The sequence below is a fragment of the Mycobacterium sp. IS-1496 genome (assembly GCF_001499995.1).
Taxonomy (GTDB): Bacteria; Actinomycetota; Actinomycetes; order Mycobacteriales; family Mycobacteriaceae; genus Mycobacterium.
Genome location: NZ_LQIU01000034.1, coordinates 139,178 through 164,662 on the forward strand (window position 1 = coordinate 139,178; position 25,485 = coordinate 164,662).

The 25,485-nt window shown below is 68.5% G+C and carries 26 protein-coding genes; 15 read left to right on the forward strand and 11 right to left on the reverse strand.

Annotated features, from left to right (window positions below; genetic code table 11):
• The first annotated feature begins 24 nt into the window (after positions 1-24).
• The 6 genes from AU195_RS25965 (at position 25) to AU195_RS17750 (ending at position 6,977) form a co-directional block, all read left to right on the forward strand.
• A complete protein-coding gene (locus AU195_RS25965; protein WP_172800620.1) occupies positions 25-864 on the forward strand; it encodes a YhjD/YihY/BrkB family envelope integrity protein in 840 nt (279 codons plus the stop codon).
• Between the two features lie 78 nt (positions 865-942).
• Positions 943-2,118: an FtsX-like permease family protein gene (locus tag AU195_RS17730; protein WP_059160357.1), complete on the forward strand. Its 1,176-nt coding sequence runs from the start codon at positions 943-945 to the stop codon at positions 2,116-2,118.
• On the forward strand, positions 2,118-2,684 hold the full coding sequence (locus AU195_RS17735; protein WP_059160358.1) for an FtsX-like permease family protein: 567 nt from the start codon (positions 2,118-2,120) through the stop codon (positions 2,682-2,684). Before AU195_RS17730 ends, AU195_RS17735 begins: the two co-directional genes overlap by 1 nt.
• Before the next feature lies 1 nt (position 2,685).
• Entirely contained in the window at positions 2,686-3,408 is a 723-nt protein-coding gene (locus AU195_RS17740; protein WP_059160359.1) for an ABC transporter ATP-binding protein, read from the forward strand.
• Positions 3,409-3,442: 34 nt separating this feature from the next.
• Positions 3,443-4,957 carry an APC family permease gene (locus AU195_RS17745; RefSeq protein ID WP_059160360.1) on the forward strand — a complete coding sequence of 505 codons (1,515 nt, stop codon included), beginning with the start codon at positions 3,443-3,445 and terminating at the stop codon, positions 4,955-4,957.
• Positions 4,958-4,961: 4 nt separating this feature from the next.
• Positions 4,962-6,977 carry a primary-amine oxidase gene (locus tag AU195_RS17750; protein ID WP_059160361.1) on the forward strand — a complete coding sequence of 672 codons (2,016 nt, stop codon included), beginning with the start codon at positions 4,962-4,964 and terminating at the stop codon, positions 6,975-6,977.
• 41 nt (positions 6,978-7,018) lie between these two features.
• On the opposite strand, the gene AU195_RS17755 is transcribed toward AU195_RS17750, so the two are convergent.
• The 3 genes from AU195_RS17755 to AU195_RS17765 are packed head-to-tail and all read right to left on the reverse strand — an operon-like array spanning position 7,019 to position 9,536.
• Entirely contained in the window at positions 7,019-8,137 is a 1,119-nt protein-coding gene (locus AU195_RS17755; RefSeq protein ID WP_059160362.1) for a glycerate kinase, read from the reverse strand.
• Positions 8,137-9,099, reverse strand: coding sequence for a 2-hydroxyacid dehydrogenase (locus tag AU195_RS17760; protein WP_059160363.1), 963 nt, complete (start codon positions 9,097-9,099; stop codon positions 8,137-8,139). The genes AU195_RS17755 and AU195_RS17760 overlap by 1 nt, the downstream gene beginning before the upstream one ends.
• Before the next feature lie 11 nt (positions 9,100-9,110).
• Positions 9,111-9,536 (reverse strand): MarR family winged helix-turn-helix transcriptional regulator, encoded by a 426-nt coding sequence (locus AU195_RS17765; protein WP_059160364.1) that lies wholly within the window; start codon positions 9,534-9,536, stop codon positions 9,111-9,113.
• Positions 9,537-9,581: 45 nt separating this feature from the next.
• On the opposite strand from AU195_RS17765, the gene AU195_RS17770 reads away from it, so the two are divergent.
• The 5 genes from AU195_RS17770 to rlmN all read left to right on the forward strand — a co-directional run bounded on the left by AU195_RS17770 (position 9,582) and on the right by rlmN (position 13,810).
• Complete coding sequence (locus AU195_RS17770; RefSeq protein WP_059160365.1) at positions 9,582-10,262, forward strand: class I SAM-dependent methyltransferase; 681 nt, start codon at positions 9,582-9,584, stop codon at positions 10,260-10,262.
• A 118-nt stretch (positions 10,263-10,380) separates the two neighbouring features.
• Positions 10,381-11,139 carry a UMP kinase gene (gene pyrH / locus AU195_RS17775; RefSeq protein ID WP_059160366.1) on the forward strand — a complete coding sequence of 253 codons (759 nt, stop codon included), beginning with the start codon at positions 10,381-10,383 and terminating at the stop codon, positions 11,137-11,139.
• Positions 11,140-11,184: 45 nt separating this feature from the next.
• Positions 11,185-11,742 carry a ribosome recycling factor gene (frr, locus tag AU195_RS17780; RefSeq protein WP_059093706.1) on the forward strand — a complete coding sequence of 186 codons (558 nt, stop codon included), beginning with the start codon at positions 11,185-11,187 and terminating at the stop codon, positions 11,740-11,742.
• Between the two features lie 26 nt (positions 11,743-11,768).
• A complete protein-coding gene (locus AU195_RS17785; protein WP_059160446.1) occupies positions 11,769-12,623 on the forward strand; it encodes a phosphatidate cytidylyltransferase in 855 nt (284 codons plus the stop codon).
• Between the two features lie 35 nt (positions 12,624-12,658).
• The gene (gene rlmN, locus AU195_RS17790) at positions 12,659-13,810 is read left to right on the forward strand and encodes a dual-specificity RNA methyltransferase RlmN (protein ID WP_059160367.1); all 1,152 of its coding nucleotides are present in this window, start codon (positions 12,659-12,661) and stop codon (positions 13,808-13,810) included.
• A gap of 84 nt (positions 13,811-13,894) precedes the next feature.
• On the opposite strand, the gene AU195_RS17795 is transcribed toward rlmN, so the two are convergent.
• On the reverse strand, positions 13,895-14,314 hold the full coding sequence (locus tag AU195_RS17795; protein ID WP_059160368.1) for a nuclear transport factor 2 family protein: 420 nt from the start codon (positions 14,312-14,314) through the stop codon (positions 13,895-13,897).
• Between the two features lie 87 nt (positions 14,315-14,401).
• On the reverse strand, positions 14,402-15,886 hold the full coding sequence (locus AU195_RS17800) for an aldehyde dehydrogenase family protein (protein ID WP_059160369.1): 1,485 nt from the start codon (positions 15,884-15,886) through the stop codon (positions 14,402-14,404).
• Between the two features lie 169 nt (positions 15,887-16,055).
• On the opposite strand from AU195_RS17800, the gene AU195_RS17805 reads away from it, so the two are divergent.
• Positions 16,056-18,260, forward strand: coding sequence for a molybdopterin-containing oxidoreductase family protein (locus AU195_RS17805; RefSeq protein ID WP_059160370.1), 2,205 nt, complete (start codon positions 16,056-16,058; stop codon positions 18,258-18,260).
• A 34-nt stretch (positions 18,261-18,294) separates the two neighbouring features.
• Here AU195_RS17805 and AU195_RS17810 read toward each other — a convergent pair whose 3' ends face one another.
• Positions 18,295-18,849, reverse strand: coding sequence for a TetR/AcrR family transcriptional regulator (locus tag AU195_RS17810; protein WP_059160371.1), 555 nt, complete (start codon positions 18,847-18,849; stop codon positions 18,295-18,297).
• A gap of 86 nt (positions 18,850-18,935) precedes the next feature.
• A complete protein-coding gene (locus AU195_RS17815; RefSeq protein ID WP_172800625.1) occupies positions 18,936-20,066 on the reverse strand; it encodes a phosphotransferase in 1,131 nt (376 codons plus the stop codon).
• Positions 20,067-20,165: 99 nt separating this feature from the next.
• Between AU195_RS17815 and AU195_RS17820 the strand changes: the two genes are divergently transcribed.
• Complete coding sequence (locus AU195_RS17820) at positions 20,166-21,335, forward strand: CaiB/BaiF CoA transferase family protein (RefSeq protein ID WP_059160373.1); 1,170 nt, start codon at positions 20,166-20,168, stop codon at positions 21,333-21,335.
• Between the two features lie 5 nt (positions 21,336-21,340).
• Here AU195_RS17820 and AU195_RS17825 read toward each other — a convergent pair whose 3' ends face one another.
• Positions 21,341-21,862: a TetR/AcrR family transcriptional regulator gene (locus tag AU195_RS17825; protein ID WP_059160374.1), complete on the reverse strand. Its 522-nt coding sequence runs from the start codon at positions 21,860-21,862 to the stop codon at positions 21,341-21,343.
• A gap of 45 nt (positions 21,863-21,907) precedes the next feature.
• On the opposite strand from AU195_RS17825, the gene AU195_RS17830 reads away from it, so the two are divergent.
• Positions 21,908-23,161, forward strand: a complete 1,254-nt coding sequence (locus tag AU195_RS17830; RefSeq protein WP_059160375.1) for a cytochrome P450 — start codon at positions 21,908-21,910, stop codon at positions 23,159-23,161.
• A gap of 14 nt (positions 23,162-23,175) precedes the next feature.
• The gene (locus AU195_RS17835) at positions 23,176-23,367 is read left to right on the forward strand and encodes a ferredoxin (RefSeq protein WP_059160376.1); all 192 of its coding nucleotides are present in this window, start codon (positions 23,176-23,178) and stop codon (positions 23,365-23,367) included.
• Positions 23,368-23,374: 7 nt separating this feature from the next.
• Here AU195_RS17835 and AU195_RS17840 read toward each other — a convergent pair whose 3' ends face one another.
• From AU195_RS17840 to AU195_RS17850, 3 genes are read right to left on the reverse strand one after another with little or no spacing between them, the layout of a single operon-like run.
• Positions 23,375-23,749 (reverse strand): NYN domain-containing protein, encoded by a 375-nt coding sequence (locus tag AU195_RS17840; RefSeq protein ID WP_082703105.1) that lies wholly within the window; start codon positions 23,747-23,749, stop codon positions 23,375-23,377.
• 16 nt (positions 23,750-23,765) lie between these two features.
• Positions 23,766-24,578, reverse strand: a complete 813-nt coding sequence (locus AU195_RS17845) for a thioesterase family protein (RefSeq protein WP_059160378.1) — start codon at positions 24,576-24,578, stop codon at positions 23,766-23,768.
• Complete coding sequence (locus AU195_RS17850) at positions 24,578-25,429, reverse strand: SMP-30/gluconolactonase/LRE family protein (protein ID WP_059160379.1); 852 nt, start codon at positions 25,427-25,429, stop codon at positions 24,578-24,580. The genes AU195_RS17845 and AU195_RS17850 overlap by 1 nt, the downstream gene beginning before the upstream one ends.
• Positions 25,430-25,485: the final 56 nt, after the last annotated feature.

Consider the following 25,485-nt stretch of genomic DNA (forward strand, 5'->3'; position numbering starts at 1 on the left):
GCATCCGCAAGGGCGGGGCGCGCGGTGAGCCGGGTACGCGTGCTCGCCACCGAAGTCCGCCGGACCTTCCCGGGCAGCGACCTGTCGCTGTGGGCGGCGGGTGCGACGTTCTTCGGCATCATCGGGATCGCTCCGCTGGCGTTGGCGTCGTTGTGGGCGGTCGGCGGTCTGGTCGGCCACGCGACCGTCAGGTCGGCGGTCGACGCCGCGATCGGCGGTCTACCCGGCGGGCACGGCACGCCCGAAGCACTGCGCACACTCACGTCGGTGGCTCTGTCTATGTCCTGGGTGCAGGCCCTCGTCGTGCTCTTCCCGGCCAGTCTCTACGGCGAGGGGCTGCGCCGTGCGTTCGTCCAGATGTCCTCTGCGCCCGACACTCTCACCGGATGGCGGGGTCGCGTCGGCCTGCTCGGCGTGGCGGCGGTGGCGCCGCTGCTGTTGCTCGCCGTGCTCGCATCGGCGTCCTACGTCGGCCCGCTCTACGACCGCGGCGGATGGTCGCTGATGTGGGGCATCGTGGTGGCGTTCCACATCGTCTGGCTCACCGTGTCGACCGCTTTGGTGGGGGTGTTCGGGTTGATCGGTCCCGGCCGGCTGGCCTGGCGGCCGCTGCTGATCGGCGCGTTCGGCACCGGCGCCATCCTGGCCGGGTTCCTGCAGGGCTTCGTGCTGTTCCTGGCGATCCCCATTCCCTGGTCGGCGCCGTTCGGCGGCCTGCCGATCGTCGGCGCGGTGTCGGCTCTGGCGCTGTGGCTGTATCTGCTGCACATCCTGGTGCTCTGCGGCTTTCGCGTCACCGTCGCGCTGGACGAGGTGATGGGGCCCGCCGATCGAGCGGTTCAGGAACGGGACACAGCGCCGTAACGGAACCGGCCGGGAGTTAACGCCGCGGACACTGCGCGCTGCTGCAGGGGAAACGCGACGGTCTGACGATTTCTTCTCGTGCAGACCAGTCAGGTCAACAACGCAACGACTTCCGCACGATCACCGCTGATCGTCTCCTCTTCCGGGAACACCTTCGGGTGCCTCGTCCGCTTCGCGCTGGCCAACATCCGCCGCCGCCCCGCACGTTTCGTGCTGGCCGTTCTCGGCATCGCCCTGGCGATCGCCTGCGTGACGGTGGTGCGCACGATCTCGTCGAGTTTCGCGATCACGGGGGCGGATTCGGTCACCGACGTGCTCGGTGACGCGCAGCTGTGGGTGGTGCCGGCTGCCGGTGTGCAGTACGACCCGGACACCCGGGCGCTGATCGCCGGGGGCGCCGCCCCGGACATCGACGTTCCCGCCGGGTGGAGCGCCACCCGGACACTGTCGGGCCGCGCGGAGATCGACGGAACTCCGGTGTCGGTGCAGGGCGCCGACGAAGCCCTCTCGGGCCAAGCCGTTTTCGGTGACGCGGTGGCCGACCGCCTCGGCGTCTCCCCGGGTGACCACGTCGACATCGGGGGCCACGACCTCGTCGCCGCCGTCTCCGGCGCGGGTCAGTCGGTCACGGTCGCCACCCCGGTCGCCCATGACCTGGTCGGCGACGACGGCTGGTGGACCGTCAGCGCACCGGCGGGACAGGAGAACCGGCGCGACCTCGCGCAGACGTTCGGTGCGGCCACCGGTCTGGCCGCGACCGCCGACCCGTCGCAGACCCCGGATCCTGGCGGCGGAGGTCTGATTTACGACACGGTCGGGGGCAACGGACCGCTGTCGTTCGAGCAGAAGTTCTCCGCCCTGTTCTCGGGCAAGGTGACGAGTTCGACGCTCGGCCTGATCTCGACGATCGGTCTGGCCCTCGGGTTCGTGATCGCGGTGTCGTCGTTCCTGGCCGCCGTCGCCGAACGCAAGCGTGAGTTCGGCATCATGTCGAGCATCGGCCTCGCCGACGAGGTGCTCTACTTCTTCCTCGTCGAATCGGCACTCGTCTTCGTCACCGCCTACGTCGTCGGAGTGCTGGCCGCGGGAGGCGCTGTCGCGCTGGTCATTCCCGGTATCGCGACGCCGATCGCATGGCTGCAGGCCGCAGGCATGGTCGCCGCGTTCATCCCCGCGATGGCGATCGTCGGGGCGCTCGTACCCGTGCACCGGTTGTTGCAGCAACGTCCGGTCGACCTGCTGGGGGCCCGCTAGTGATCCGTCGAGGACTGTCCTACGGCTGGTTGTCCACCCGCCGCCGCATCCGTGAACTGGTGCTGCCCGCCGTCACGACGGCGACCGGTGCGTTCCTGGTCGTCATCGTGTTCGGGATGTCCGGCGGGATCCGGGCGCAATCCGCGTCACTCGGTCACGCCGACGAGATCAACCGCGCCGTCGTCCTCATCGCCGTCAGCGTGTTGCTGGTCGGTGTCGTGGAGGTGGCCGTGGCGACCACGCGCACCGTCGCGCACCGCACCCGCGAGCTCGGGGTGTTGGGCGCCAACGGGATTCCCCGCCTGCCGGTGGTCGCCGCGCTGCTCGTGGAACCTCTCGTCGCCGCGATGCTCGGTGCGCTGGCCGGCGCGGGGCTGGCCGTGGTCGCGGGAATCGTCCTCGGAGCCACCGGCCTCGCCGCCGGGGGAGTCGCGCCGAGTGGCCTACTCACCGGTGTCGCGACGGCCGTCGCGGTCAGCGCCGTCGCGGCACTGGCCACCAGCATTCCGCCCACCTGGGCGGCCGCGTCGCGGCCGCCCATCCGCTCCCTGACCGCAGGAGGCTGACATGACCGCCATCGAAGAACGCCGGAACCACGACACGGCCACCCCGCACTCACCGCCGGTCATCGAGATCGCCGATGTGTGGAAACTGCACAAACTCGGCGACGACGTGGTGCGTGCGCTGGTCGCCGCGGACCTCACGGTGATGCCGGGCGAGTTCGTCTGCTTGATGGGGCCCAGCGGCAGCGGGAAGTCCACGCTGCTCAACATCATCGGCGGGCTGGACCGCCCGACGAAGGGTTCGGTGACCGTCGCCGGCCGCGACACCCGCACCCTGACCGAGAGCCAGTTCGCCGCGCTGCGCCACGACACGATCGGGTTCATCTTCCAGAGCTACAACCTGATCCCGTTCCTGTCGGCGGTCGAGAATGTCGAGCTTCCGTTGATGTTCGAACCGTACGATCGCAAAGCGTTGCGCACCAGGGCGATCGAACTGCTCGAGCTCGTCGGCCTCGGTCACCGCATCCATCACCAGCCGACCAAGATGTCCGGCGGCGAGCAGCAGCGCACGGCGATCGCGCGCTCCTTGATCAGCAACCCGGCGCTCGTCCTCGCCGACGAGCCGACAGCCAATCTCGACCACCGCACGGGGGAGACGGTGGTGCGCATGCTGCGCGACCTGTGTTCGACGCTCGGCGTCACGGTCGTCGCCAGCACCCACGACCCCACGGTGGCCGACGAAGCGAGCCGTGTCGTCCGGATGAAAGACGGACAGATCGTCAACTGACGTCCCTCAACCACAACACCTTTCGGGAGAACCCATGACCGCCGAACTCGAGGCGTCCCCGCCGCCGGGGCGCGACGCCCTGATGACCACCGAACTCGTCCCCGAACAGATCCTGCCCAAGGTGATGAGCACGTTCGGGCTCACGGCCGCATACGTCTTCATCATCTGCTGGGTCACCGGATCGTCGGTGATGGCCGCCGGGGGGTGGACGGCCATCCCGATGTGGGTGCTCGGCATCCTCACCTTCCTGATCCCCGCGGGAATGGCCGTGGTGGAACTCGGCAACCTGTGGCCGGGCCAGGGCGGTGTGTACATCTGGGCCTACCGGACCATGGGGGAGACCTGGGGATTCATCGGCGGCTACCTGTCGTGGGTGCCGGTGATCCTCAACGCCGCATCCTCACCGGCGGTGGTACTGCAGTTCCTGCTCCTGGCGTTCCACGCCGAACTGGGGCTGACCATGAGCATCATCCTGCAGCTGGTGATCCTCTGGACGGTCATCGGCCTGGCGCTGGCCAAACTCGCCGCCAACCAACGGATCATGAACGTCGTCTTCGTCGTCTACGGCGTGCTGACGCTGACGATCTTCGTCTGTGGACTGCTCTACGCCGGGAAGAACGGTTCGGCCACCCCGTTCTCGTGGGAAGAGGCGACGATCCCGAACTTCGCGGTCGCCGGCTTCCTCTACGGCACGGTGCTGCTCTACCTGCTCGGCGTCGAGACCCCGTACAACATGGGCGCGGAATTCCTCTCGGTGCGCCGCAGCGGCCCACGGATGATCCTGTGGGGGTCGACCGCGCTCGTCGCGATCTACCTGCTCACCACGCTCGGCACCATGATGGCGCTGCCCGGTGACGAGATCGACCCGGTCACCGGCATCATCGGCATGCTCGACGTCGCCGGCTTCCCCGGTCTGATGGAGGTCTGCGCGGTCGTGCTGGCGTTCATCATCATCGTGGCGTTGATGACCTACCAGGTCGCCTACTCGCGGCTCATCTTCGTCTCCGGTCTCGAGCGTCACCTGCCGCGCATCTTCACCCACCTCAATCCGCGCACGCGTAACCCGGTGACCGCCATCCTGATCCAGGGCGTCATCTCATCGCTGATCCTGGTCGGCCTGTACTCGCAGAGCAGCATGGCCAACGTCACCATCTACCTGCAGGGCGGGCTGTCGACGGTGTGGCTGCTGTCCGGCTTCTTCTTCCTGATCCCGGTGATCATCGCCCGCAAGAAGTACGCCGATCGCTATGTCAACGAACAGTTCTGGCGCATCCCCGGTGGGATGGCCGGCGTGTGGATCACCGTCGTGGTCGGCACGCTGGGCACCATCGGCGGCATCTACTACTCGTTCGTCACACCGTGGATCGACGTGCCCGCCGCCACCTGGATGACGTGGGTCGGCGGCATCAGCCTGGGCATGTTCGCGCTGGGCCTGGTCGTCTACGTCTTCGGTCGCCGCTCGGCGCACAAGATGACCCAGGACGACGCGCTGGCGCACCTGGCGGTCCTCGACCTCGACAAATCCGACACCAGCCCTGAAGGGGTGTGAACGAATGACCATGGACAGCACCGTGGCCGGCACAGAGACCACAGACGGCGCGGTCGCCTACCCCCTCGACCCGCTCAGCGGCGCCGAGATCGAGGCGGCGGCGGCGATCATCATGGACTCCGAATACGCTACGCCGACACTGAAATTCGTGATGATCTCACTCGCCGAGCCGGCCAAGAACTCCGCGCTGACCTTCGAAGGGCTCGACGGTGTGCCCCGCCGGGCCTTCGCGACCATGTACGACGGGGCGGCTAAACTCGTCAGCGAGGCCGTCGTCGACCTCGGCGCACGGGTCATCGACTCGTGGCGCGCGGTGCCTGGCCGGTTCCCGTCCTATCTCGTCGAGCACATGACCGGCGTCGAGGAGGTCGTCCGGCAGGACCCACGGTGGCAGGAAGCCATGCGCAAGCGCGGCGTCACCGACTTCGGCCTCGCGATGATCGACCCGTGGCCCGCGGGTTACTACGGCAGCCAGGACCACTACGACAACTCGCCGCTCATCTGCCGGCCGCTGACGTTCATGCGGGCCGCACCGTCCGAACACGGATACGCGCGTCCCGTCGAGGGGTTGATCGTCACGTTCGACCTCGACGCGACGCGGGTCATCGACATCGAGGACCACGGTGTCGTGCCGTTGCCGCCGACCGCGGGCAACTACAGCGAGCAGTTCATGTTCGACCCGAACAACCGGCCCGCGTTCACGCAGTTCCGCGACGACGTCAAACCGATCGAGATCACTCAGCCGGAGGGTCCGAGTTTCACCGTCGACGGCTGGCGGGTGCAGTGGCAGAAGTGGTCGATGCGCGTCGGTTTCAACCCCCGCGAAGGCGTCGTGCTGCACGAGGTCACCTACACCGACCGCGGCCGGACACGGCCGATCGTGTACCGGGCGTCGCTGTCGGAGATGGTGGTGCCCTACGGCGACACCGCGCCGACGCACTGGAACAAGAACGTCTTCGACATGGGTGAGGTCGGGATGGGGTTCTCGGCGAACCCGCTGACACTCGGATGCGACTGCCTGGGTGAGATCTTCTACTTCGACGGGACGGTCAACGACTCGGCCGGCAATGCTGTGACGATCCCGAACGCCATCTGCATGCACGAGGAGGACTACGGGATCTCTTGGAAACACACCGATTTCCGCACCGGTGAGGTGGAGGTGCGGCGGTCGCGTCGGCTGGTGATCTCGATGATCTGCACCGTCGGCAACTATGAGTACGGGTTCTTCTGGTACTTCTACAACGACGCGTCGATGGAAGTCGAGGTCAAGCTGTCCGGGGTGCTGACCACCGGCGCGGTGGCCGACGGGGACGACCCACGCCACGGCAAGATGGTGGCCCCCGGCATCTACGGGCCGAACCACCAGCACTTCTTCAACTTCCGGTTGGACATGAGCATCGACGGCGCCGGAAACAGTGTGTACGAGGTGGATTCGATCCCCGAACCCGATCCGGAGCTCAACCCGCACCGCAACGCGTGGATCACCCGTGACACCCTGGTGGCCTCGGAGGCCGACGGCGCCCGGGACTGGGACTGGTCGACCGGGCGGTACTGGAAGATCGCCAACCCGTCGAAGCGCAACGAACTGGGCGCCCCGGTGGCCTACAAGCTGACGCCGAAGGACGTGGTGCCGGTGATGGTGCAGGAGGGGTCCTACATCTACGACCGGGCGCGGTTCGTCCAGCACAACCTGTGGGTCACGCGCTACGACCCGGCGGAGTTGTACGCCGCGGGCGACTACATGTACCAGTCGGCCGACATGCAGGGGCTGCCGCAGTACATCGCCGACGATGCGGCGCTGGAGGACACCGACATCGTGCTCTGGTACACCGTGGGTGCGCATCACGTGGTGCGGCCCGAGGACTGGCCGGTGATGCCGTGCGCGTACACCGGTTTCCACCTCAAGCCGGTCGGCTTCTTCGACGGCAATCCGGCACTCGACCTGCCGCCGTCACCGCCGAAGGCCTGCCACTCGCATCATGCGAGCCTGCCGGTCGCCGACGTGGCCCGGGAGTCGTAGGCACGAGACGACGGTTGTTGACGAAAATCCCGGGATTTCCGTCAACAACCGTCGTGTCGGCGCACGAAGTCGGTGACCGCCCGCGTCAGCGACTGCGGACCGGTCCGCAGCGCCTCCTCGAGTGGCGTGCCGTCCGCGGTGATCCCGACGATCTCGTCGACGCCGTGGTCCAGCAGGACCGACGCGTCGTCGCCGACGCGTCCGGCGAAGATGGCCACCCTGGCCCCGGTGCGGGCGGCGATCTGCGCCACCCCGAACGGCGTCTTCCCCATCAGCGTCTGCGCGTCGACGCCGCCCTCACCGGTGAACACCCACGCCGCACCGCGTAACGCCTGTTCCAACCCGACCGTCTCGGCGACCACCTCGACACCGGGGCGGCTTGTGGCGCCGAGGAATTCGAGCAGTGCGAAGCCCAGGCCCCCGGCCGCTCCGGCGCCGGGCGTCTCGGCCTGGGCGGCGTGGGCCACGGCGGCGAACCGGGTCAGCGCGGCCTCCAGTCGGGTGACGTCGGCGGCGCTCGCACCCTTCTGCGGGCCGAACACCGCGCTGGCGCCCGTGGGCCCGAGCAGCGGTGCGGTGACGTCACAGGCCAATTGGATCCGCACGTCCGACAACCGTGGATCGAGGCCGTCGAGGTCGATGCGGTCCAGGTCGGTCAGCGCCGCACCGCCCGGCGGCAGCGGTGCGCCCGCGGCGTCGTACAACCGGACCCCGAGCGCGGTGAGCATGCCGGCGCCGCCGTCGTTGGTGGCCGAGCCACCGAGCCCGATCAGGAACTCGCCGGCGCCGCGGTCCAGTGCGTGGGCGATCAGCTGTCCCACCCCAAAAGTGCTGGCGCGCAACACATCCCGTTGCGCAGTCGCGATCAGCTCCAAACCCGCGGCGGCGGCCATCTCGATCACCGCCAACCGCCGTCCCGCAACGTAGCCGTAGGTGGCCGGAACGGGCCGGCCCAGCGCGTCGGCCACCTCGACGGTGACCCGTTCGCCGTCGAGGGCGTCGACCACGGCGTCGACGGTGCCCTCCCCGCCGTCGGCCATCGGGACCCCGACGCATTCGGCGTCCGGCAGGGCCGCGCGCACCCCGTCCCGCATGGCGTCGATGGCCTGTGCGGCGCTCATGGATTCCTTGAAGGAGTCCGGCGCGAGAACGATTTTCATCAGACCGGGGTCAGCGCGGGCCGGCCGGCCAGCACGGCCGCGACGTTGTCGACGTCGAGGACGCCCATGGCGTCGCGGGTCGCGGCGCCGGCGCTGGCGATGTGCGGGGTGACAACAAGGTTGGGGGCGTCGAGCAGCGCGGGATTGACATGGGGTTCATTCTCGAACACATCCAGCGCGGCGCCACTTATCCGGCCGGCGGCGAGCGCGTCGATCAACGCGGTCTCGTCGACGACCCCGCCGCGGGCGGTGTTGACCAGGTAGGCGGTCGGTTTCATGCGGTCGAGCGCCGCGGCGTCGATGAGGTGACGCGTCTCGGGGGTGAGCGGCGTCAGCACGCAGACGACGTCGCTGTCGGCCAGCAGTGTGCCGGTGTCGACGAACCGCACACCGTCGTCGGCGCCGCAGGTGCGGCTGCGCGAGGTGGCCAGCACCGTCATGTCGAACGCGCGGGCCCGCCGCGCGACCGCTCTCCCGATGCGGCCGTAGCCGAGGATGCCCAGCGTCGCGCCCGCGCTGACGTCGAGACCGGTGAGCATCCGGGGGCCCCAGACCCACGGCTGCCGCGAGCGCAGGAACCGGTCGCCGTCGACGACGCGACGGGTGACCGCGAGGATCAGGGCGAACGTGTGGTCGGCGGTGGCGTTGTCGAGAACGCCAGGGGTGTTCGTAACGGTCACCCCGGCGGCTCGGGCGGCCGCGACGTCGACGTTGTCGTAGCCGACGGCCACGTTCGCGACCACGCGCAGTCCGTCGCCCGCGGCGGCGAGCAGGCCGGCGTCGACCCGTTCGGTCAGCGTCACCACCGCCGCGCACGCACCGGCGAACCCGGCTTCGAGGTCGCCTCGTGTGGGCGGGTTCTCGCCACCGACCCGCAGCGGGCGGCCGAGCGTGCGCAACCGCTCCATGGCGCCGTCGGTGAGCAGCCGTGACACGTACACGTGTCCGGCCGGGGTCGTCATGGCGTCCGACTCTAGTCCGCGCCCAGCGCGACGAGGATCCGCTTGAAATCGCGTCGTTGTGCGTCGGTGAGATCGGACATCAAGCGGCGCTCGGCGGCCCGAACGCCGGAGTCGGTGCGTGCCAACAGCTGCCGGCCTCGATCGGTCAGTGCCGCGGGCAGCGACCGGCCGGAGGCGACGGAGTCCGGGCGGTCGACCAGTCCGCGCTCCTGCAAGGCGCGCAGAACGATGTTCATGGCCTGCGGTGAGACGCCGGTGTCGCGAGCCAGTTCGGCGTTGGATCGCCCGGGCCGCCGCGACAGCATTCGCAGGCAGATGTACTGCGGGAAGGTCAGTCCCAGCGGTTCCAGCACTTCTGAGTTCACGTCGCCACGCAAGGCATTCGCCACCCGGTGCAGCAGAAAGCCGAGTGGCTGGTCCTCGAGTAATTCCGACATATCAACAATATTGACATGTATCAACAAGATTGATATCAACGGGATATGACGAATCCCGCAGAGATGTTCGAATCGGCCTATCGCGGCGACGCCCCGGAATTCGAGGGGATTCGTCCGCCGTGGAGCATCGGCGAGCCGCAACCCGAGATCAAGGCGTTGATCGAGGCCGGAAGATTCCACGGCGACGTCCTCGACGCCGGTTGCGGTGAAGCCGCGATCGCGCTGTACCTCGCCGAGCGCGGGTTCACCACCGTCGGGCTGGACCTGGCGCCGACCGGGATCGAGCTGGCCCGGGCCGAGGCCGCCCGGCGCGGCCTGGCCAACGCCACCTTCGAGGTCGCCGACATCAGCGACTTCACCGGGTACGACGGCCGGTTCGGCACGATCGTCGACAGCACGCTGTTCCATTCCATGCCGGTCGAACTGCGCGAGGGCTATCAGCGCTCCATCGTGCGCGCCGCGGCCCCCGGTGCGAACTATTTCGTCCTGGTCTTCGACGCGGCCGGGGTTCCGTCGATGGGCCCGGCGAACCCGGTCACCGAGGAGGAACTGCGCGACGTCGTCGGCGAGCACTGGCAGATCGACGAGATCCGACCCGCCCGCATCCATGCCAACTTCCCGCCGCAGGTCGCCGACGGCGGCGAGATGGGCTTCACCGACATCCGGGACGAGCCGGGCGGCCGCAAGTCGGTGCCGGCCTGGTTGCTCTCCGCACACCTCGCTTGATCTGACGCCGGGGTCGAATTCGACCGCCCCTGCCACACCGCGGACCGCATATGAGGCAGGATGGGTGTGCCACCTGGGGGAGCGCCCGGTACGTCGTAGCGAGGAGGCCGAGGGACGGATGTCGGAGCCGAACAACACCAACGGCGCCGGCGCCGTAGTCGGTGAGCCCAGGCCGTTCTACACGCGGGTCCTGCTCAAACTGGGCGGTGAGATGTTCGGCGGCGGCGCCGTGGGTCTCGACCCCGACGTCGTCCACCTCGTGGCACGCCAGATCGCCGAAGTGGTCCGCAGCGGTGTCCAGGTCGCCGTCGTCATCGGTGGCGGCAACTTCTTCCGCGGCGCGCAGTTGCAGCAGCGCGGGATGGAACGCACCCGCAGCGACTACATGGGCATGCTCGGCACCGTGATGAACAGCCTCGCGCTGCAGGATTTCCTGGAGAAGGAAGGCATCGACACCCGCGTGCAGACGGCCATCACGATGGGGCAGGTCGCCGAGCCCTACATCCCGCTCCGCGCGGTGCGCCACCTCGAGAAGGGCCGCGTGGTCATCTTCGGTGCCGGCATGGGGCTGCCGTACTTCTCCACCGACACCACCGCGGCGCAGCGGGCGCTGGAGATCGGCGCCGAGGTGGTGCTGATGGCCAAGGCCGTCGACGGCGTCTACACCGCGGACCCCCGCAAGGATCCGGACGCCAAGCTGCTGACCGCCATCACCCACCGCGAGGTCATCGACCGCGGGCTGGCGGTCGCCGATGCCACCGCGTTCTCGCTGTGCATGGACAACGGCATGCCGATCCTGGTGTTCAACCTGCTCGTCGACGGCAATATCGCCCGCGCGGTCGCGGGTGAGAAGATCGGAACACTGGTCACCACCTGAACGGGTGCGGCGACGCCGGGCGAACGTAGCGACGGGAGAAAGACTGTGATCGACGAAACCCTCTTCGACGCCGAGGAGAAGATGGAGAAGGCGGTGTCGGTGGCGCGCGACGACCTGTCGTCGATCCGCACGGGCCGCGCCAACCCGGGCATGTTCAACCGGATCAACGTCGACTACTACGGCGCCCCCACCCCGATCACCCAGCTGTCGAGCATCAACGTGCCCGAGGCGCGGATGGTGGTCATCAAACCCTACGAGGCCAACCAGCTGCGCAACATCGAGGACGCGATCCGCAACTCCGACCTCGGCGTCAACCCCACCAATGACGGCAACATCATCCGGGTGTCCATACCGCAGCTCACCGAGGAGCGCCGCCGCGACCTCGTCAAGCAGGCCAAGGCCAAGGGCGAGGACGCCAAGGTGTCGGTGCGCAACATCCGCCGCAAGGCGATGGAGGAGCTGGCGCGCATCAAGAAGGACGGCGAAGCCGGCGAGGACGAGGTCAGCCGTGCCGAGAAGGACCTCGACAAGACCACCCACACCTACACCAGCCAGATCGACGAACTGGTGAAGCACAAAGAGGGAGAGTTGCTGGAGGTCTAGTGGCCTCTCAGCAGCAAGCGGGTTCCGTGTCAGAAACACCGGTCGACGAGCCGCCGAAGAAGTCGTCGCGAGCCGGGCGCAACCTTCCCGCCGCCATCGCGGTCGGTGTCGCGCTCGGCGGCGGGCTCATCGCCATCCTGTTGTTCGCGCCGTATCTGTGGCTGGCGTTGGTCGCGGCCGCCGTCGCCGTCAGCACCTACGAGGTGAGCAGCCGTCTGACCGAGGCCGGCTACCGGATGCCGCTGATCCCGCTGCTGGTCGGCGGTCAGGCCACGCTGTGGTTGACCTGGCCATTCGGCCCCGCGGGCGCACTCGGCGGGTTCGCGGCCACCGTCGTCGTCTGCATGATCTGGCGGTTGATCGGCCAAGGCCTCAACCAGGCACCGCAGAACTACTCGCGCGACATCGGCGCCGCGGTGTACCTGGCGACGTGGGTGCCGCTGTTCGCGAGTTTCGGCGCGCTGCTGATCTATCCCGACGACGGCGCCAACCGGGTGTTCTGCCTGATGCTGGGCGTGGTGTTCTCCGACATCGGCGGCTACGTGGCGGGTGTCCTGTTCGGCAAGCACACGATGGTCCCGGCGATCAGCCCGAAGAAGTCCTGGGAGGGTCTGGCGGGTTCGTTGCTGTTCGGCGGAACGGCCGCGGTGCTCGCGGTGGTCTACCTGCTGGACAAGCCCTGGTACGCCGGTGTCGCCCTCGGGGTGATGCTGGTGATCACCGGCACGCTCGGCGACCTGGTCGAGTCGCAGTTCAAGCGTGATCTGGGCATCAAGGACATGAGCAATCTGCTGCCCGGTCACGGCGGGATGATGGACCGCATGGACGGCATGTTGCCGTCGGCGGTGGCCACCTGGATCGTGCTGACGCTGCTGGCCTGAGCGACCACCCCGTTTCGGGTGGGATACTGGGGTCAATGCCCAACCCCCTGCCCCTGGTTTTCGATGCCCCGCGCCGCGCGCTGCCGCCGCGGCATTTCGCCGACCTCGATGACAGCGGGCGTGCGGCCGCGGTCGCCGAGCTGGGGTTGCCGGCGTTCCGGGCCAAACAGTTGGCCAACCAGTACTACGGCCGGTTGACCGCCGACCCGCGGCAGATGACCGATCTGCCGGCCGCGGTGCGCGATCAGGTGGGCGGGGCGCTGTTCCCGGATCTGCTCACCGCGGTCCGCGAGATCGAGACGGACGCGGGGGAGACCCGCAAGATGCTGTGGCGGGCGGTGGACGGCACGACGTTCGAGTCGGTGCTCATGCGCTACGCCGACCGCAACACCGTGTGCATCTCGTCGCAGGCCGGCTGCGGGATGGCGTGTCCGTTCTGCGCGACCGGCCAGGGCGGCCTCAAGCGCAACCTGTCGACGGCCGAGATCCTCGAGCAGGTCCGTGCGGCCGCCGTCGAACTGCGTGACCGCGACGGTGACCTGATCGCACGCTCCGCGCGTGGCGACGGTCCCGCGCCGGCCGCTCGGGGCGGGCGGCTGTCCAACATCGTGTTCATGGGCATGGGTGAACCGCTGGCCAACTACAACCGGGTGATCGCCGCGGTGCGCCGGATCGTCGCACCACCGCCCGACGGGTTCGGGATCTCCGCCCGGTCGGTGACGGTGTCGACGGTGGGTCTGGCGCCGGCGATCCGCAAGCTCGCCGACGAGAAGCTCAACGTGACGCTGGCGGTGTCCCTGCACACACCCGACGACGAGCTGCGCGACACGCTGGTGCCGGTGAACAACCGTTGGAAGGTTGACGAGGTGCTCGACGCGGCGCGCTACTACGCCGACGTCACCGGACGCCGGGTGTCGATCGAGTACGCGCTGATCCGCGACGTCAACGATCAGCCGTGGCGGGCCGACCTGCTCGGCAAGCGGCTGCACGGCGCGCTCGGGCCGCTGGTGCACGTCAACGTCATCCCGCTCAACCCGACACCGGGCAGCGAGTGGGACGCCAGCCCGAAGCCGGTGGAGCGCGAGTTCGTCCGCCGGGTGCGCGAGCGCGGGGTGTCGTGCACGGTGCGCGACACCCGCGGCCGTGAGATCGCCGCCGCCTGCGGGCAATTGGCGGCCGAGGGCTGACGTTTCGCCCAAACGAACAAACTGGCGCGGAAGTCCGAGACGTTGGCGCCATTTCGTCGATTTCGGCAGCGGCCAGGCGAGACGTCACGGCTTATTGGTGAACCAGACGTTCTCTTCGCGCAGGTGCCTGCTGCGCCAGCCGTCCGGGGTGCGCACCAGTTCGTGGTGGTAGTAGCCGCCGCATGAGCTCATGTCCGGCATGCCGGGCAGTTGCATCGGGTTGTAGAACATCGCCCGCACGCTCGCGGTGTCACCGTCATGGTCGACGATCTCGAGGTTGGTGATGTAGTGCATGCTCCACGGGATCACCCCGAAATTGGCGGCGAACCAATCGACGACCTCGTCACGGCGCCCCACGACCGCGCCCGCCGACGAATAGTCGATGTGCGCGTCGTCGGTGAACACCGAGCGGTAGAGCTCCCAGTCCTTGCTGTCGACGGCCCGGGCGTAGGTGTTCAGCAGCCGGGCGATCTCGAGCTCGTCGCTGATGCGTTGGATGTCCATGGCCTCCCGTTCGCCGAGATCGACGAAATGGTGTCAACTACTCGCGCTTCTGCGCCCGTTTGTTCGTTTGGGCGCAACAGGGGTACGTCACTCCGGCATGCCGATGGTCTTCGCTTCCAGGTACTCCTTATAGCCCTCTTCGCCGTTGCGGTAGCCCAGCCCCGACTGCTTCGTGCCGCCGAACGGGCTGCTGATGCCGAAGTGGCTCTTGCCGTTGATCGTCACATTGCCGGTGCGCATCCGGCACGCGATCGCGAACGCCCGGTCGACGTCGCCGCCGGACACCTCGCCGGACAAGCCGTAGATGCTGTTGTTGGCGATCGCGACGGCCTCGTCGTCGGTGTCGTACGGCGTGACGGTCAGCACCGGTCCGAAGATCTCCTCCTGGGCAATCTGGGAGTCGGGGTCGACGTCGGCGAGCAGCGTCGGCTGGGTGTAGTAGCCCACCGGCAGGTTCTCGGGGACGCCGCCCCCGGTCACCAACCGGGCGCCGGAGTCGATGCCGCTCTTGATCAGGCCGAGCACCTTCTGCCGCTGGGTCTCGCTGATCTGCGGGCCCTGCATATTGCCCGGCGTCCACGGATCTCCGACCGGGAAACCCTCCATCATGGTCTTCAGGATCGCCAGACCCTCGTCATACCGGCTGCGCGGCAACAGGATCCGGCTCGGCAGGATGCACGACTGGCCGCTCATCACGCACGCCATCATCGCCGCCATCGGCAGCGCGGAGTTGAAGTCCGCGTCGTCAAGGACGATGTGGGCGGATTTGCCGCCCAGTTCGAGCAGTGTCTTCTTCACCGTCGGCGCGCCGGCGGCCAGGATCGCCCGCCCGGTCGCCGTCGACCCGGTGAAGGTGATCATGTCGACCCGCGGATCCGCCGACAGCGCCGCGCCGACCTCGTTGGCGTTCGACACGACGACGTTGAACACGCCCGCCGGGATGTCCGTCTCCTCGGCGACGATACGGCCGTACTCGCTGCCCGACCACGGGGTCAGCTGCGCCGGTTTGAGGACGACGGTGTTGCCGGCCATCAGGGCGGGCACCGTCTCGGCGATGTTCAGATAGAACGGCACGTTCCACGGGGTGATGGCGCCGACGACGCCGACCGGTTCGTAGTGGATCTTGCGCCGCGCCGGCCCCAGCTGCGTGGGGTGCACACCGGTGTCGACGAGGTAGTCGAAGTTCTTCCCGTGCTCAGCCCAGTGCTTGACCTCTTCGATCGGGCTCTCGATCTGGCTGCCGCTCACCGTGACCGGGCAGCCGACCTCGGTGATCAGGATGCGGCGCAGGCGTTCCTTGTTGCGCTCGAGTGCCTCGTGCAGCTGGGTGAGGCAGTGGTAGCGGAAGTCGAGATCGCGCGCCCAGTCCGTTTCGTCGAACGCCCGCCGCGCCGCGGCGACCGCGCGGGCCATGTCGTCGACGGTGCCGTCGGCGGCCTGTCCGGCCACTTCCTCACTGGCGGGATGGATGACGTCGAAGGTGGCGCCGCTGCTCGCGCCCTGCAACTCGCCGTCGATCAACATCCGTTCGTCGCCGGCCAGCACGCCGGACTCGGTCTGCACAGTCGTCATGGGTCCTAGCGTTACAAATCGGGCCGCAATCGTCAGGCGAACGGCGGAAATACCGTTCTCCGTTTTCAAGGAGACGGTTCTCATGACCCCGTTCGGGGGACGGCATCGTCATCTCTGACGTCGTGGGAGATCCGGCCCCCAGTGCTGGGCGATCGCTTAGCATCCCTACGTGTCACAAACGACGACCCGTCCCGGCATCTGCCGGATCTGCTCGGCGCACTGCGGTGTGCTGGCGACGGTGACCGACGGCAGGCTCACGAAGGTCACCGGCGACCCCGACAACCCCATGTTCCGGGGATACACCTGCGCCAAGGGACGGGCGCTCCCCGACATCCACAACAATCCCCGCCGCCTGCTGCACAGCCAGAAGCGTGGACCCGACGGCTCGTATGCGGCGATCGAGGCCGGTCGAGCGATGGACGAGATCGCGTCGAAGCTGCAGTCTCTGATCGACACCCACGGGCCGCGGTCGGTGGCCCTGTACCTCGGCACGAACGGGTTGCCCTATCCCGCGTCGGCGTTGATGGCGAACGCGTTCATCAGGGCGATCGAATCGCCGATGTTCTTCACCGCCAACACGATCGACCAGCCCGGCAAACAGATCGCGCTGGCCGCACACGGGCACTGGCTCGGCGGTGACATCGACTTCCACGAAGCCGACAGCTGGATGCTGATCGGCACCAATCCGTTGGTGTCCAAGGCGATCGGCATCCCGGGCCAGAATCCCGGGCAGGGCCTGCGCGCGGCGATCAGCCGGGGCATGCAACTCATCGTGATCGACCCGCGCCGCTCGCAGACGGCGGCACGTGCGGCGGTCCACATCCAGCCGCGGCCCGGCGAGGACGTCGCGATCGTCGCCGGCATCATCAACCTGATCATCCGCGAAAAGCACTGTGACTGGGCATTTCTCGAGGAGAATGTCGACGGTTTCGACGCCCTGGCCGAGGCGGTTTCGGGTTTCACCCCTGAGTACGTGGCGCAGCGGGCCGACATCCCGGTGGAGCAGTTGGTCGACGCGGCGCGACTGTTCGCGACGCACGGGACGCGCCCGGGCATGGTGAACGCGGGCACCGGCGCCAACTTCGCGATGCACGGCAACCTGCTCGAGTACCTGTGCCTGTGTCTGACCACGATCTGCGGCCGGTGGCAACGTGCCGGGCAACGGGTGGTGCGGCCCAACACCCTGATGCCGGCGTTCACCGCGAAGGCGCAGCCTCACCCGCCGTACCAGGGTTGGGGGTACGGCGAGCGGCTACGGGTGCGGGGGCTGACGGACACGGTCAGCGGGATGCCGACGGCGGCGCTGGCCGACGAGATCCTGCTCCCGGGCGAGGGGCAGGTGAAGGCATTGATCTGCATCGGCGGCAATCCGATGGCGGCCTGGCCCGACCAGCGCAAGACACTGCGTGCACTGCAGAGCCTCGACCTGCTGGTCACCCTGGACACCGAGATGTCGCTGACGTCGCGGCTGGCCGACTACGTCATCGCGCCGATGATGCAGATGGAGACGCCGGCGATGACGATGGGCAGTGAACTGATCAAGTACTACACGAGCGGCACCGGAATTCCCGCCGCCTACGGGCAATACGCGCCCCGCCTCCTCGGCCCGCCCCCGGGTTCGGACCTGACCGAGGAGTGGCAGTTCTTCCTGGGGCTGGCCGGGCGTATGAACCTGGACCTGTGGTTCGTGAACTTCTTCGGCGGCGGCGGCGGGAGATTCATGGAGTCCGCGCCGGTCGTGCTGAACATGAACGGCGACACCGACCTCACCACGGAGGAACTGTTCGCGCAGATGTGTTCGACCTCGCGCATCCCGTTCGACGAGGTGGCCAGCCATCCGCACGGAAAGATCTTCGACGTCGACGCGGTGGTCGCCCCGCGCGATCCCGACTGCACAGCCAGGCTCGACGTCGGTAACACTCACCTGCTGAGCGAATTGACCCGAATCCTGGCCGAGGACTTCGTCTCGGCGAGAACCGGATCCGGCTACCCGTTCCGGCTGATCCCGCGCAGGCACAACAACTTCATGAACTCCTCGGGCACCAATATGGCGACGCTGAACCGCGGCAGGCCCTACAACCCGTTGTACATGCATCCCGACGCGATGGCGTCGCTCGGCCTGGCGGACGGCTCGATGGTCACGGTCACCTCGCCGCACGACAGCATCCCCAGCGTCGTCGAGGCCGACGACAGCTTGCGGCCCGACGTGGTCGCCATGCACCACGCGTTCGGTGGCCTGCCGACCGAAGACGAGGAAGTCCGTGAACGAGGCAGCAACGTCGGCCGCCTCGTCCCGACCGACGTGGACCACGACCCGATCACCGGGATGCCGCGGCAAGGCAACATCCCGGTCCGGGTGACACCGCGGAGTTAGCACCCGTCAGGACGACGTCCCTGACCCATCGCCTCTAGTCGTGGTTCTTGAGGCCCACCGCGTGGCGCAACTGGGCGAGGAACTCGTCGCCGTCGTCGCTGCGCACGATGTAGTGAGACACCGCGACGCGGATGGCGGTGGCGGCCTTGACCGAGGCGTTGGGGCCCGAGAGCAGCTTCTCGAGCCGGGCCCGCATCAGCGGGAGGATGCGCGCCAGCTGTGCGATCACCACTTCGGGTTCGATGTCGACGAGCCGGACACCCGAGTACGACTGCTGGTACGACACGATGAAACGCAATGCGGCGTCGAGCTTTTCGTTGCCCCGCAGTCCCTGGGTCGCCTTGCTGATGCCCCGGTCGAACATCGACCGCTCGTAGCGGCCGAAGGCGTCGAGCAGCTCCTGCTTGGAGGCGAACCAGCGGTACAGCGTCGGCCGTGACACACCCGCCTGCAGCGCGACCTCCGACAGGCTCAGCTTCGTCTGGCCGCTGCGCCCGAGCACCTCGGCGGTGGCCGCCAGGATGCGGTGCTGCGTCGACGAATCGTCGAAGTCGGCGGGGTCGCGCCGGGCGGTCAGTGGTTCGTTCACGTCCAAGGCCTCGAGTGACGGGGTGTTTCACAGATGGTAGAGGCTGTAACGCCTCGCCGGGGGATTCGCGCCGTTCGGCGTCCACATCACAGTGACTTCTTCAGCAGCGCCACGGTGTCGAGATCCTGGAGTGCGGCCACCCCGCGGCGCAACCCTTCGTCCGCGATGTCCTCGTTCTGCATACCGCCCATCCCCGCGGTGATGAGCGCGGCGACATAGGCGTAGAGCGCGGCCTGGCGGTACCGGTGCCACAGATCGTCGCGGTCGAGCTCGGGGCCACCCGCGGCCGCGAGCGCCTCACGGTAGGTGTCGAGCAGATCGCGCTGGGACTCCTGCCGGTCGGCCGGGGTCATGCTGGTGACCAACGTGTACGCGAGTTCGCGGCTGGGATGTCCGCGCCGCAGCGCCTGCCAGTCGAACAGGCCGGCCGCACCGCTGCGGAAGTACACATTCCCGGGGTGGGCGTCGCCGTGCATGATCGTGTGGGGCGGTTCGTCGATCAGCCGGGCGACGGCCCGGTAGTTCTCGTCGATGAATCGGCCGGCCTGCACCGGGATGTCGCTGTTCTGGGCGATCCGGCGGGCGGACGTCTTCAACAGTCTGCCGGTGAGCAAGGACGTGTCGTCACCCGACGGCGAGTACACCCAGTCCAACGCCCCCTTCTGCCCGACTGCAGGCAGCCGGCCCCAGAACGTCGCGTGCAGACGGGCCAGCAGTTCCACCACGAGGGCGGCCTGATCGCGGTCCAGCGGGTGGAGGGTGTCGGGAAACAGGCATTCGGCGGCAGGCAGGTCCTCGAGGATGAGCACGTAGCGGCCGGTGAGCCGGTCGAAGGCCGACCCGTGGGCCGCCGGCGCCCCGGTCACTTCCGGCCGCAACTGCCGGTAGAAGCGCACCTCGGTGTCGCCGAGTCGCCCGAGTTCACCCATCAGCCTGGTCGCCGCCGTCGCGGCGGGCAGCTTGACGAACACCGTCTCTGGGACATCCCGGCCGATCAGCGCGAGCCGGGCCCGCGACGACGTGCCCGCGTCACCACCGATGACGGAGACGGAGGTGACCGTGCGGTTCATCAACCGTGACAACGCCTGCGCGTCGAGGTCTGCCACCGAACGCGGGAACGGCCACCGCCCCCGGAGAACGGCGTCGGTCGCCACGCGTTGCACCCCACGGCCGAGGTGCGCGGCCAGGCCGACGGCGGGCGACATACTCGACTTCATCGTCACCGGTGCGAGCCTCCTCGGGCGTCATCTGCGGACGTTTACAAATAGGGTTGAGACTGTAAACCAGCTCACCTGCTCACACCAAGAGGAGGGTCGATGTCCGGACCGTTGGACGGCGTGAAGGTCGTGGAACTGGGCGTCTGGGTCGCCGCACCGGCCACCGGCGGCATCCTCGCCGACTGGGGCGCGGATGTGGTCAAGGTCGAACCGCCGTCCGGGGATCCCGCCCGGATGTTCGGGCGCATGCTCGGCATCGACGGGGACGTGAACCCGCCCTTCGAGATGGACAACCGGTCCAAACGCAGCGTCGTGGTGGATCTGACGTCGGATGCGGGCCGGGACGCGATCGTTGGACTGCTCGGTGCCGCAGACGTTTTCGTGACGAACGTGCGGCCGTCCGCGCTGCGCCGCCTCGGCCTGGACTTCGAGACACTCGCTGCCGACAACCCACGGCTGGTCTACGGCCTCATCACCGGGTACGGGACCACCGGACCGGATGCCGACCGGGCGGCCTATGACGTCGCCGCGTTCTGGGCCAGGGCCGGCCTGGCGCATCTGCTGACCCGGCCGGGGGAGGATCCGCCGTTCCAGCGTGGCGGGATGGGCGATCACTCGGCGGGCATGACGTTGGCGGCGGCGGTGTGCGCGGCCCTGGTGTCGCGCACGCGCACCGGAGTCGGTCAGCTGGTCACCACCTCGCTGTACCGGCAGGGCGCCTATACGATCAGCTTCGACCTCAACACGTTCCTGCTCACCGGACGCCAGATCGCCATCGGCCGGCGGGAATCCATGGGCAACCCCTGCATGAACAACTACGCCGCGGCCGACGGGCGCCGGTTCTGGATCGTCGGACTGGAGGGGGAGCGGCACTGGCCGCCGCTGTGCCGAAGCGTCGGGCGCCCCGAGTGGCTGACCGACGACCGGTTCGCCACCGGCAGGTCGCGCGCGGTCAACGCCCGCGAACTCATCGCCGAACTCGACGCGATCTTCGCCACCAGGACGCTGGGCGAGTGGGCGGAGGCCTTCGCGGCGGAACCGGAGCTGTTCTGGTCGCCGATCAATTCGCTGGAGGACGTCATCGGCGACGAACAGTTCCACGCCGCGGGCGGCGCGGTGTACGTCCCCGACGGCGACGGCAGCATCCCGATGGTCGCCACGCCCGCGGACTTCCACGGCACCCCGTGCGCGCCGCGCTCTGTCGCGCCGCGCCTCGGTGAGCACACCGACGAGGTGCTGGCCGATCCGAGCGCGGGGTGGCGGTCGTGACCGTCTCAGGTGAGCCCCGCCGCGTGCCGCAACTGCGCGAGGAAGTCGTCGTCGTCGTCACTGCGCACCAGATAGTGCGAGATCGCCACGCGCACAGCCGTTGACGCGGCCACCGCCGCGTCGGGGCCGGACAGCCCGCGCTCGAGCCGGTCGCGCATCCGCGGCAGGATGCGGGCGAGGCGGGCGATCACCTGTGCGGGTTCGATGTCGACCATCCGCAGCCCCGGATACGAGTGCTGGTATTCGACGATGATGCGCAGCGCGGCCTCGAGTCGCTGGTCCGCGGGCAGGTTCTCGCCGGCCTCGGCGACGGCGCGCTCGTAGAGCGAGCGCTCCCACACCACGAACGCCGACAGCAGATCCTGCTTCGACGGGAACCAGCGGTAGAGGGTGGGGCGTGACACGCGGGCCTGCGCGGCGACCTGCGACAGGCTCAGCTTCGTCATCCCGTTGCGGCCGAGCACCTCTGCCGTGGCGGCGAGGATCCGCTCACGGGTCCGGTTCTGATCGCTCGACACCGGCGTCACCCCAATAGCTTTACAAATTTCGCGGCTACTGTCACGCTGAACCTCGTGACGTCCACATCTGCGGCGGCCCGCGAACACAGTTCGGTCGACATCACCTCGGCGTCGTTCTGGCAGCGGACCTTCGCCGACCGCGACGCGGTGTTCGCGCAGCTGCGCGCGCACGACGGGCTGACCTGGCATCATCCGCTGTCGTCGCTGTTCCCGATGGAAGAAGACGGATTCTGGGCCGTCACCCGGCGCTCCGACATCGTCTTCGTGAGCCAGCACCCGGAGTTGTTCACTTCCGAGCGCGGCGTGGCGCTCGATCCGATGCCCGCCGAGGTGCAGCGTTTCGCATCGTTCTTCCTGACGATGGACCCGCCGGAACACACGGTGTACCGACGGCTGATCAGTTCGGCGTTCACCCCCCGCAACGTCCGGCGGATCGAACAGCAGATCCACGACAACGCCGTCGCGGTCGTGGACGATCTCGTCGGCGCGGGTGAGATCGACTTCGTCGCAGCGTGTTCGGCGCGGCTGCCGATGTTGACCATCATGGAGATGCTCGGCGTGCCCACCGCTGACCAGCCCGCGGTGGCCGCGGCCGCCGAGAAACTGTTCGCGATGAGCGACGACGAGTACAGCACGCTCGAGGAGCGGGCGGCCGATACGGTCAACGAGATCATGCTGTTGTCGGCCACCGGCGTCGAACTGGCCAAGTTCCGGCGCAGCCATCCCGGTGACGACCTCATGACGAGCATCGTCAACGCCGAGGTGGACGGAAAGCGGTTGACCGACGAGGAGATCGGCGCCTTCCTCATCCTGCTCGCGTCGGCCGGCAACGACACCACGAAGCAGACCACGACGCACGCGATGTTGGCGCTGTCGGCGAACCCCGCCCAGCGGGACTGGCTGATGGCCGACTTCGACGGCAGGATAGGCACCGCCGTCGAGGAATTCGTCCGGTGGTCGACACCGGTGCTGCAGTTCGCCCGGTTCGCCACCACTGACACGGAGATCAACGGAGCGCCCGTGCGCGCCGGCGACAAGGTCGGGCTGTTCTACTGTTCGGCCAACCGCGACGAGGCGGTCTTCGACGATCCGCACCTGTTCGACCTGAGCCGGTCACCGAATCCGCACCTCGGCTTCGGTGGCGGCGGCCCGCACTTCTGCCTCGGCAACCAGCTCGCCAAAACCGAACTGCGGCATCTGTTCCGTGAGCTGCTGACCCGGCTGAGCCACATCGAGTTCGGTGAACCCGACCTGCTGTTCAGCACGTTCGTGCACGGCGTCAAACGCCTTCCGGCGATCGTCCGCTGAGGCACGGAGCGGGTATGCGCGTCGAAGTCGACCTCACCAGGTGCACCGGTCACGGGATCTGTGAGTCGATCGCCGAGGACGTGTTCGAAGTGCGCGACGACGGCACCGTGACGATTCACGGGGAGCAGCGGCCGGCGTCCGACCACGATAGGATGCGCGAGGCCGTCACCCAGTGTCCCGCCGCGGCACTGCGATTGACGGACTGACCACCGCTCAGCGGGGGTCGATGTCGTTGCGCAGGCGTTCGGCGGGGTAGGTGGCCGCCCCGGCGGAGCGGACCCGTTCGCCGAGCGCCCGGTCCGACGTCGCCACGACGATTCCGCCAGGGTCGTCGGAGGCGCGCACCAGGCGGACGATCTCGTCGTCGGCCGAATTCGCCGCCGCGGCCGGCGCATGGGCGACGGTCACCGCATCGGAGAGAAGCGGTGGGGCCGGCGGCTTCTCGAAGACCACCGTCACCTCGACACCCTCGGCGACCGCCCAGCGTTCCAGCGCCTGCACCAGACCGGCCATCGCACCGCGGCGGTCCCGCCACCACCCGTCCGGACGGCAGCCGATGACGTTCATCCCGTCGACGATCCACCGCACCCGACCAGGGTAGGCGCTAGCGCGGCGGGCGCGGCCGCACCAGCACCGACTGCTGGATCACCCCGACGGGCCCGGCCTCGTCGAACAGTGTGCCGCTGCTGGTGCCGATACCGTCCGGGCCGTAACTGGTGTCGGCGCGGATCCCGATCCACCGGCCGTTCGGGATCCGGTGGATGTGCACCACCAGGTCGGTGTTGAGGAACGTCCATCTGCGGATGTCGAGTTTCGCGCCGATGCCGTTGGCGTCGTCGGCGACGGCGAACAACCGCTCCAGCGGTGTCATCGTCTCACCCTTGACGAGGTCGACGGTGGGGGTGATCCACGATTCCCCCGGGCCGTCCCCGAGGGGCGTGGTCAGCCAGCGCCAGTCGAGGCTGTGCACGTAGTTGCGGTCCCAGTCCTTGGCCATGTCCCGGCCGCGCGCCTCCGACAACGGGCGCAGCGGCGCAGCACCCGCGTGCGCCACGGCGGTGGTGTCCAGCATCTGCAGCCGCCACCCGCTCGCACGGGCCACCGGTCGCGGTGCGCCGTCGGGTCCCGGCGCCGACATCTGCGCGCTGACCAGTTCGATCTGCTTACCCGCGCGTTCGCGCCGTGCGCTCACCCACAGGTCGCCTTCGGCAGGCACCGGGCCCAGCAGATCGACCATCACCCGACTCAGTCGGGTGTCGTCGCGCTGCTCGCAGCGTTCCAGCGCCCGGACCAACAGCGCGGACACCGGCGCGGCGTGCTGGATGGCCGCCGACCACGTGCTGCGCACCAGATCGGTGGCCAGGAACCTCTCGCCGTGCGAATCCTCGCCCAACAGTTCGTAATACGAATCCGACATCAGGGCAGCCCCGCGCCGGGGACGTCGACGATCGTCATGTCGACGCGCGAGTTCCTCGTGCCGATGAGCCGCTCCGGATAGGCGTCGGTGGCCGAGACCAGGAACAGCATGCGCCGTTCGGGTCCGCCCAGCGCGCACGCGATCGCCATGCGGTCGCCGATGTCGATGCGATCGGTGACCACGCCGCCGTCGGTCACCCGCTGGAACTGCTGCGCCAGCGTCATCGCGGTCCAGACGGCACCTTCGGCGTCGACGGCGATCCCGTCCGGCGGCCCGTCGAGTCCCTCGGCGAAGGTCCGGCGGTCACGCAGACCGCCGTCTGCCTCGATGGCGAAGGCCGTCAGGCGCCGCCCGGTCGACTCGGCGACGATCAGCGTCGCGCGGTCCTCGGTGATCGCCATCCCGTTCGGGAAGTCGAGTCCGTCGGCGACCACCGTTGCGGCACCGTCGGGGTCGAGGCGCACGATCACCCCGTGCTCGCGTTGCTGAGACCCGATGTAGGCGCGGCCCGCATCGTCGACGACCATGTCGCCGAGATCGGCGGGCACCATGTCGCTCAGATCGGCGAGGACGGTGACGGCGTCGCCGTCATAGCGCAGCACCTGCCTGCGTTCGACCGAGGTGATGAGCAGCGAACCGTCCGGGCGGAAGCCGAGGCCCGACGGTGCATGGCCCGGTAGCGCAAGGGTGGTCACGGAGCCGCTGAGGTCCACGGTGTGCACCGCCTCGCCGAACATGTCGGAGAACCACAGCAGCCCTTCGAACCAGCGCGGACCCTCCCCGAAGCAGAACTCGCCCGTGAGGAGGGTGGGCGCCGAGCGCCCGCTCTCGGCGATTTCCCGGGCCGTCACATCGCGCCTTTACAAAACACGCGACAAGTGTCACGCTCCCTAGGTGCCACTGTCAA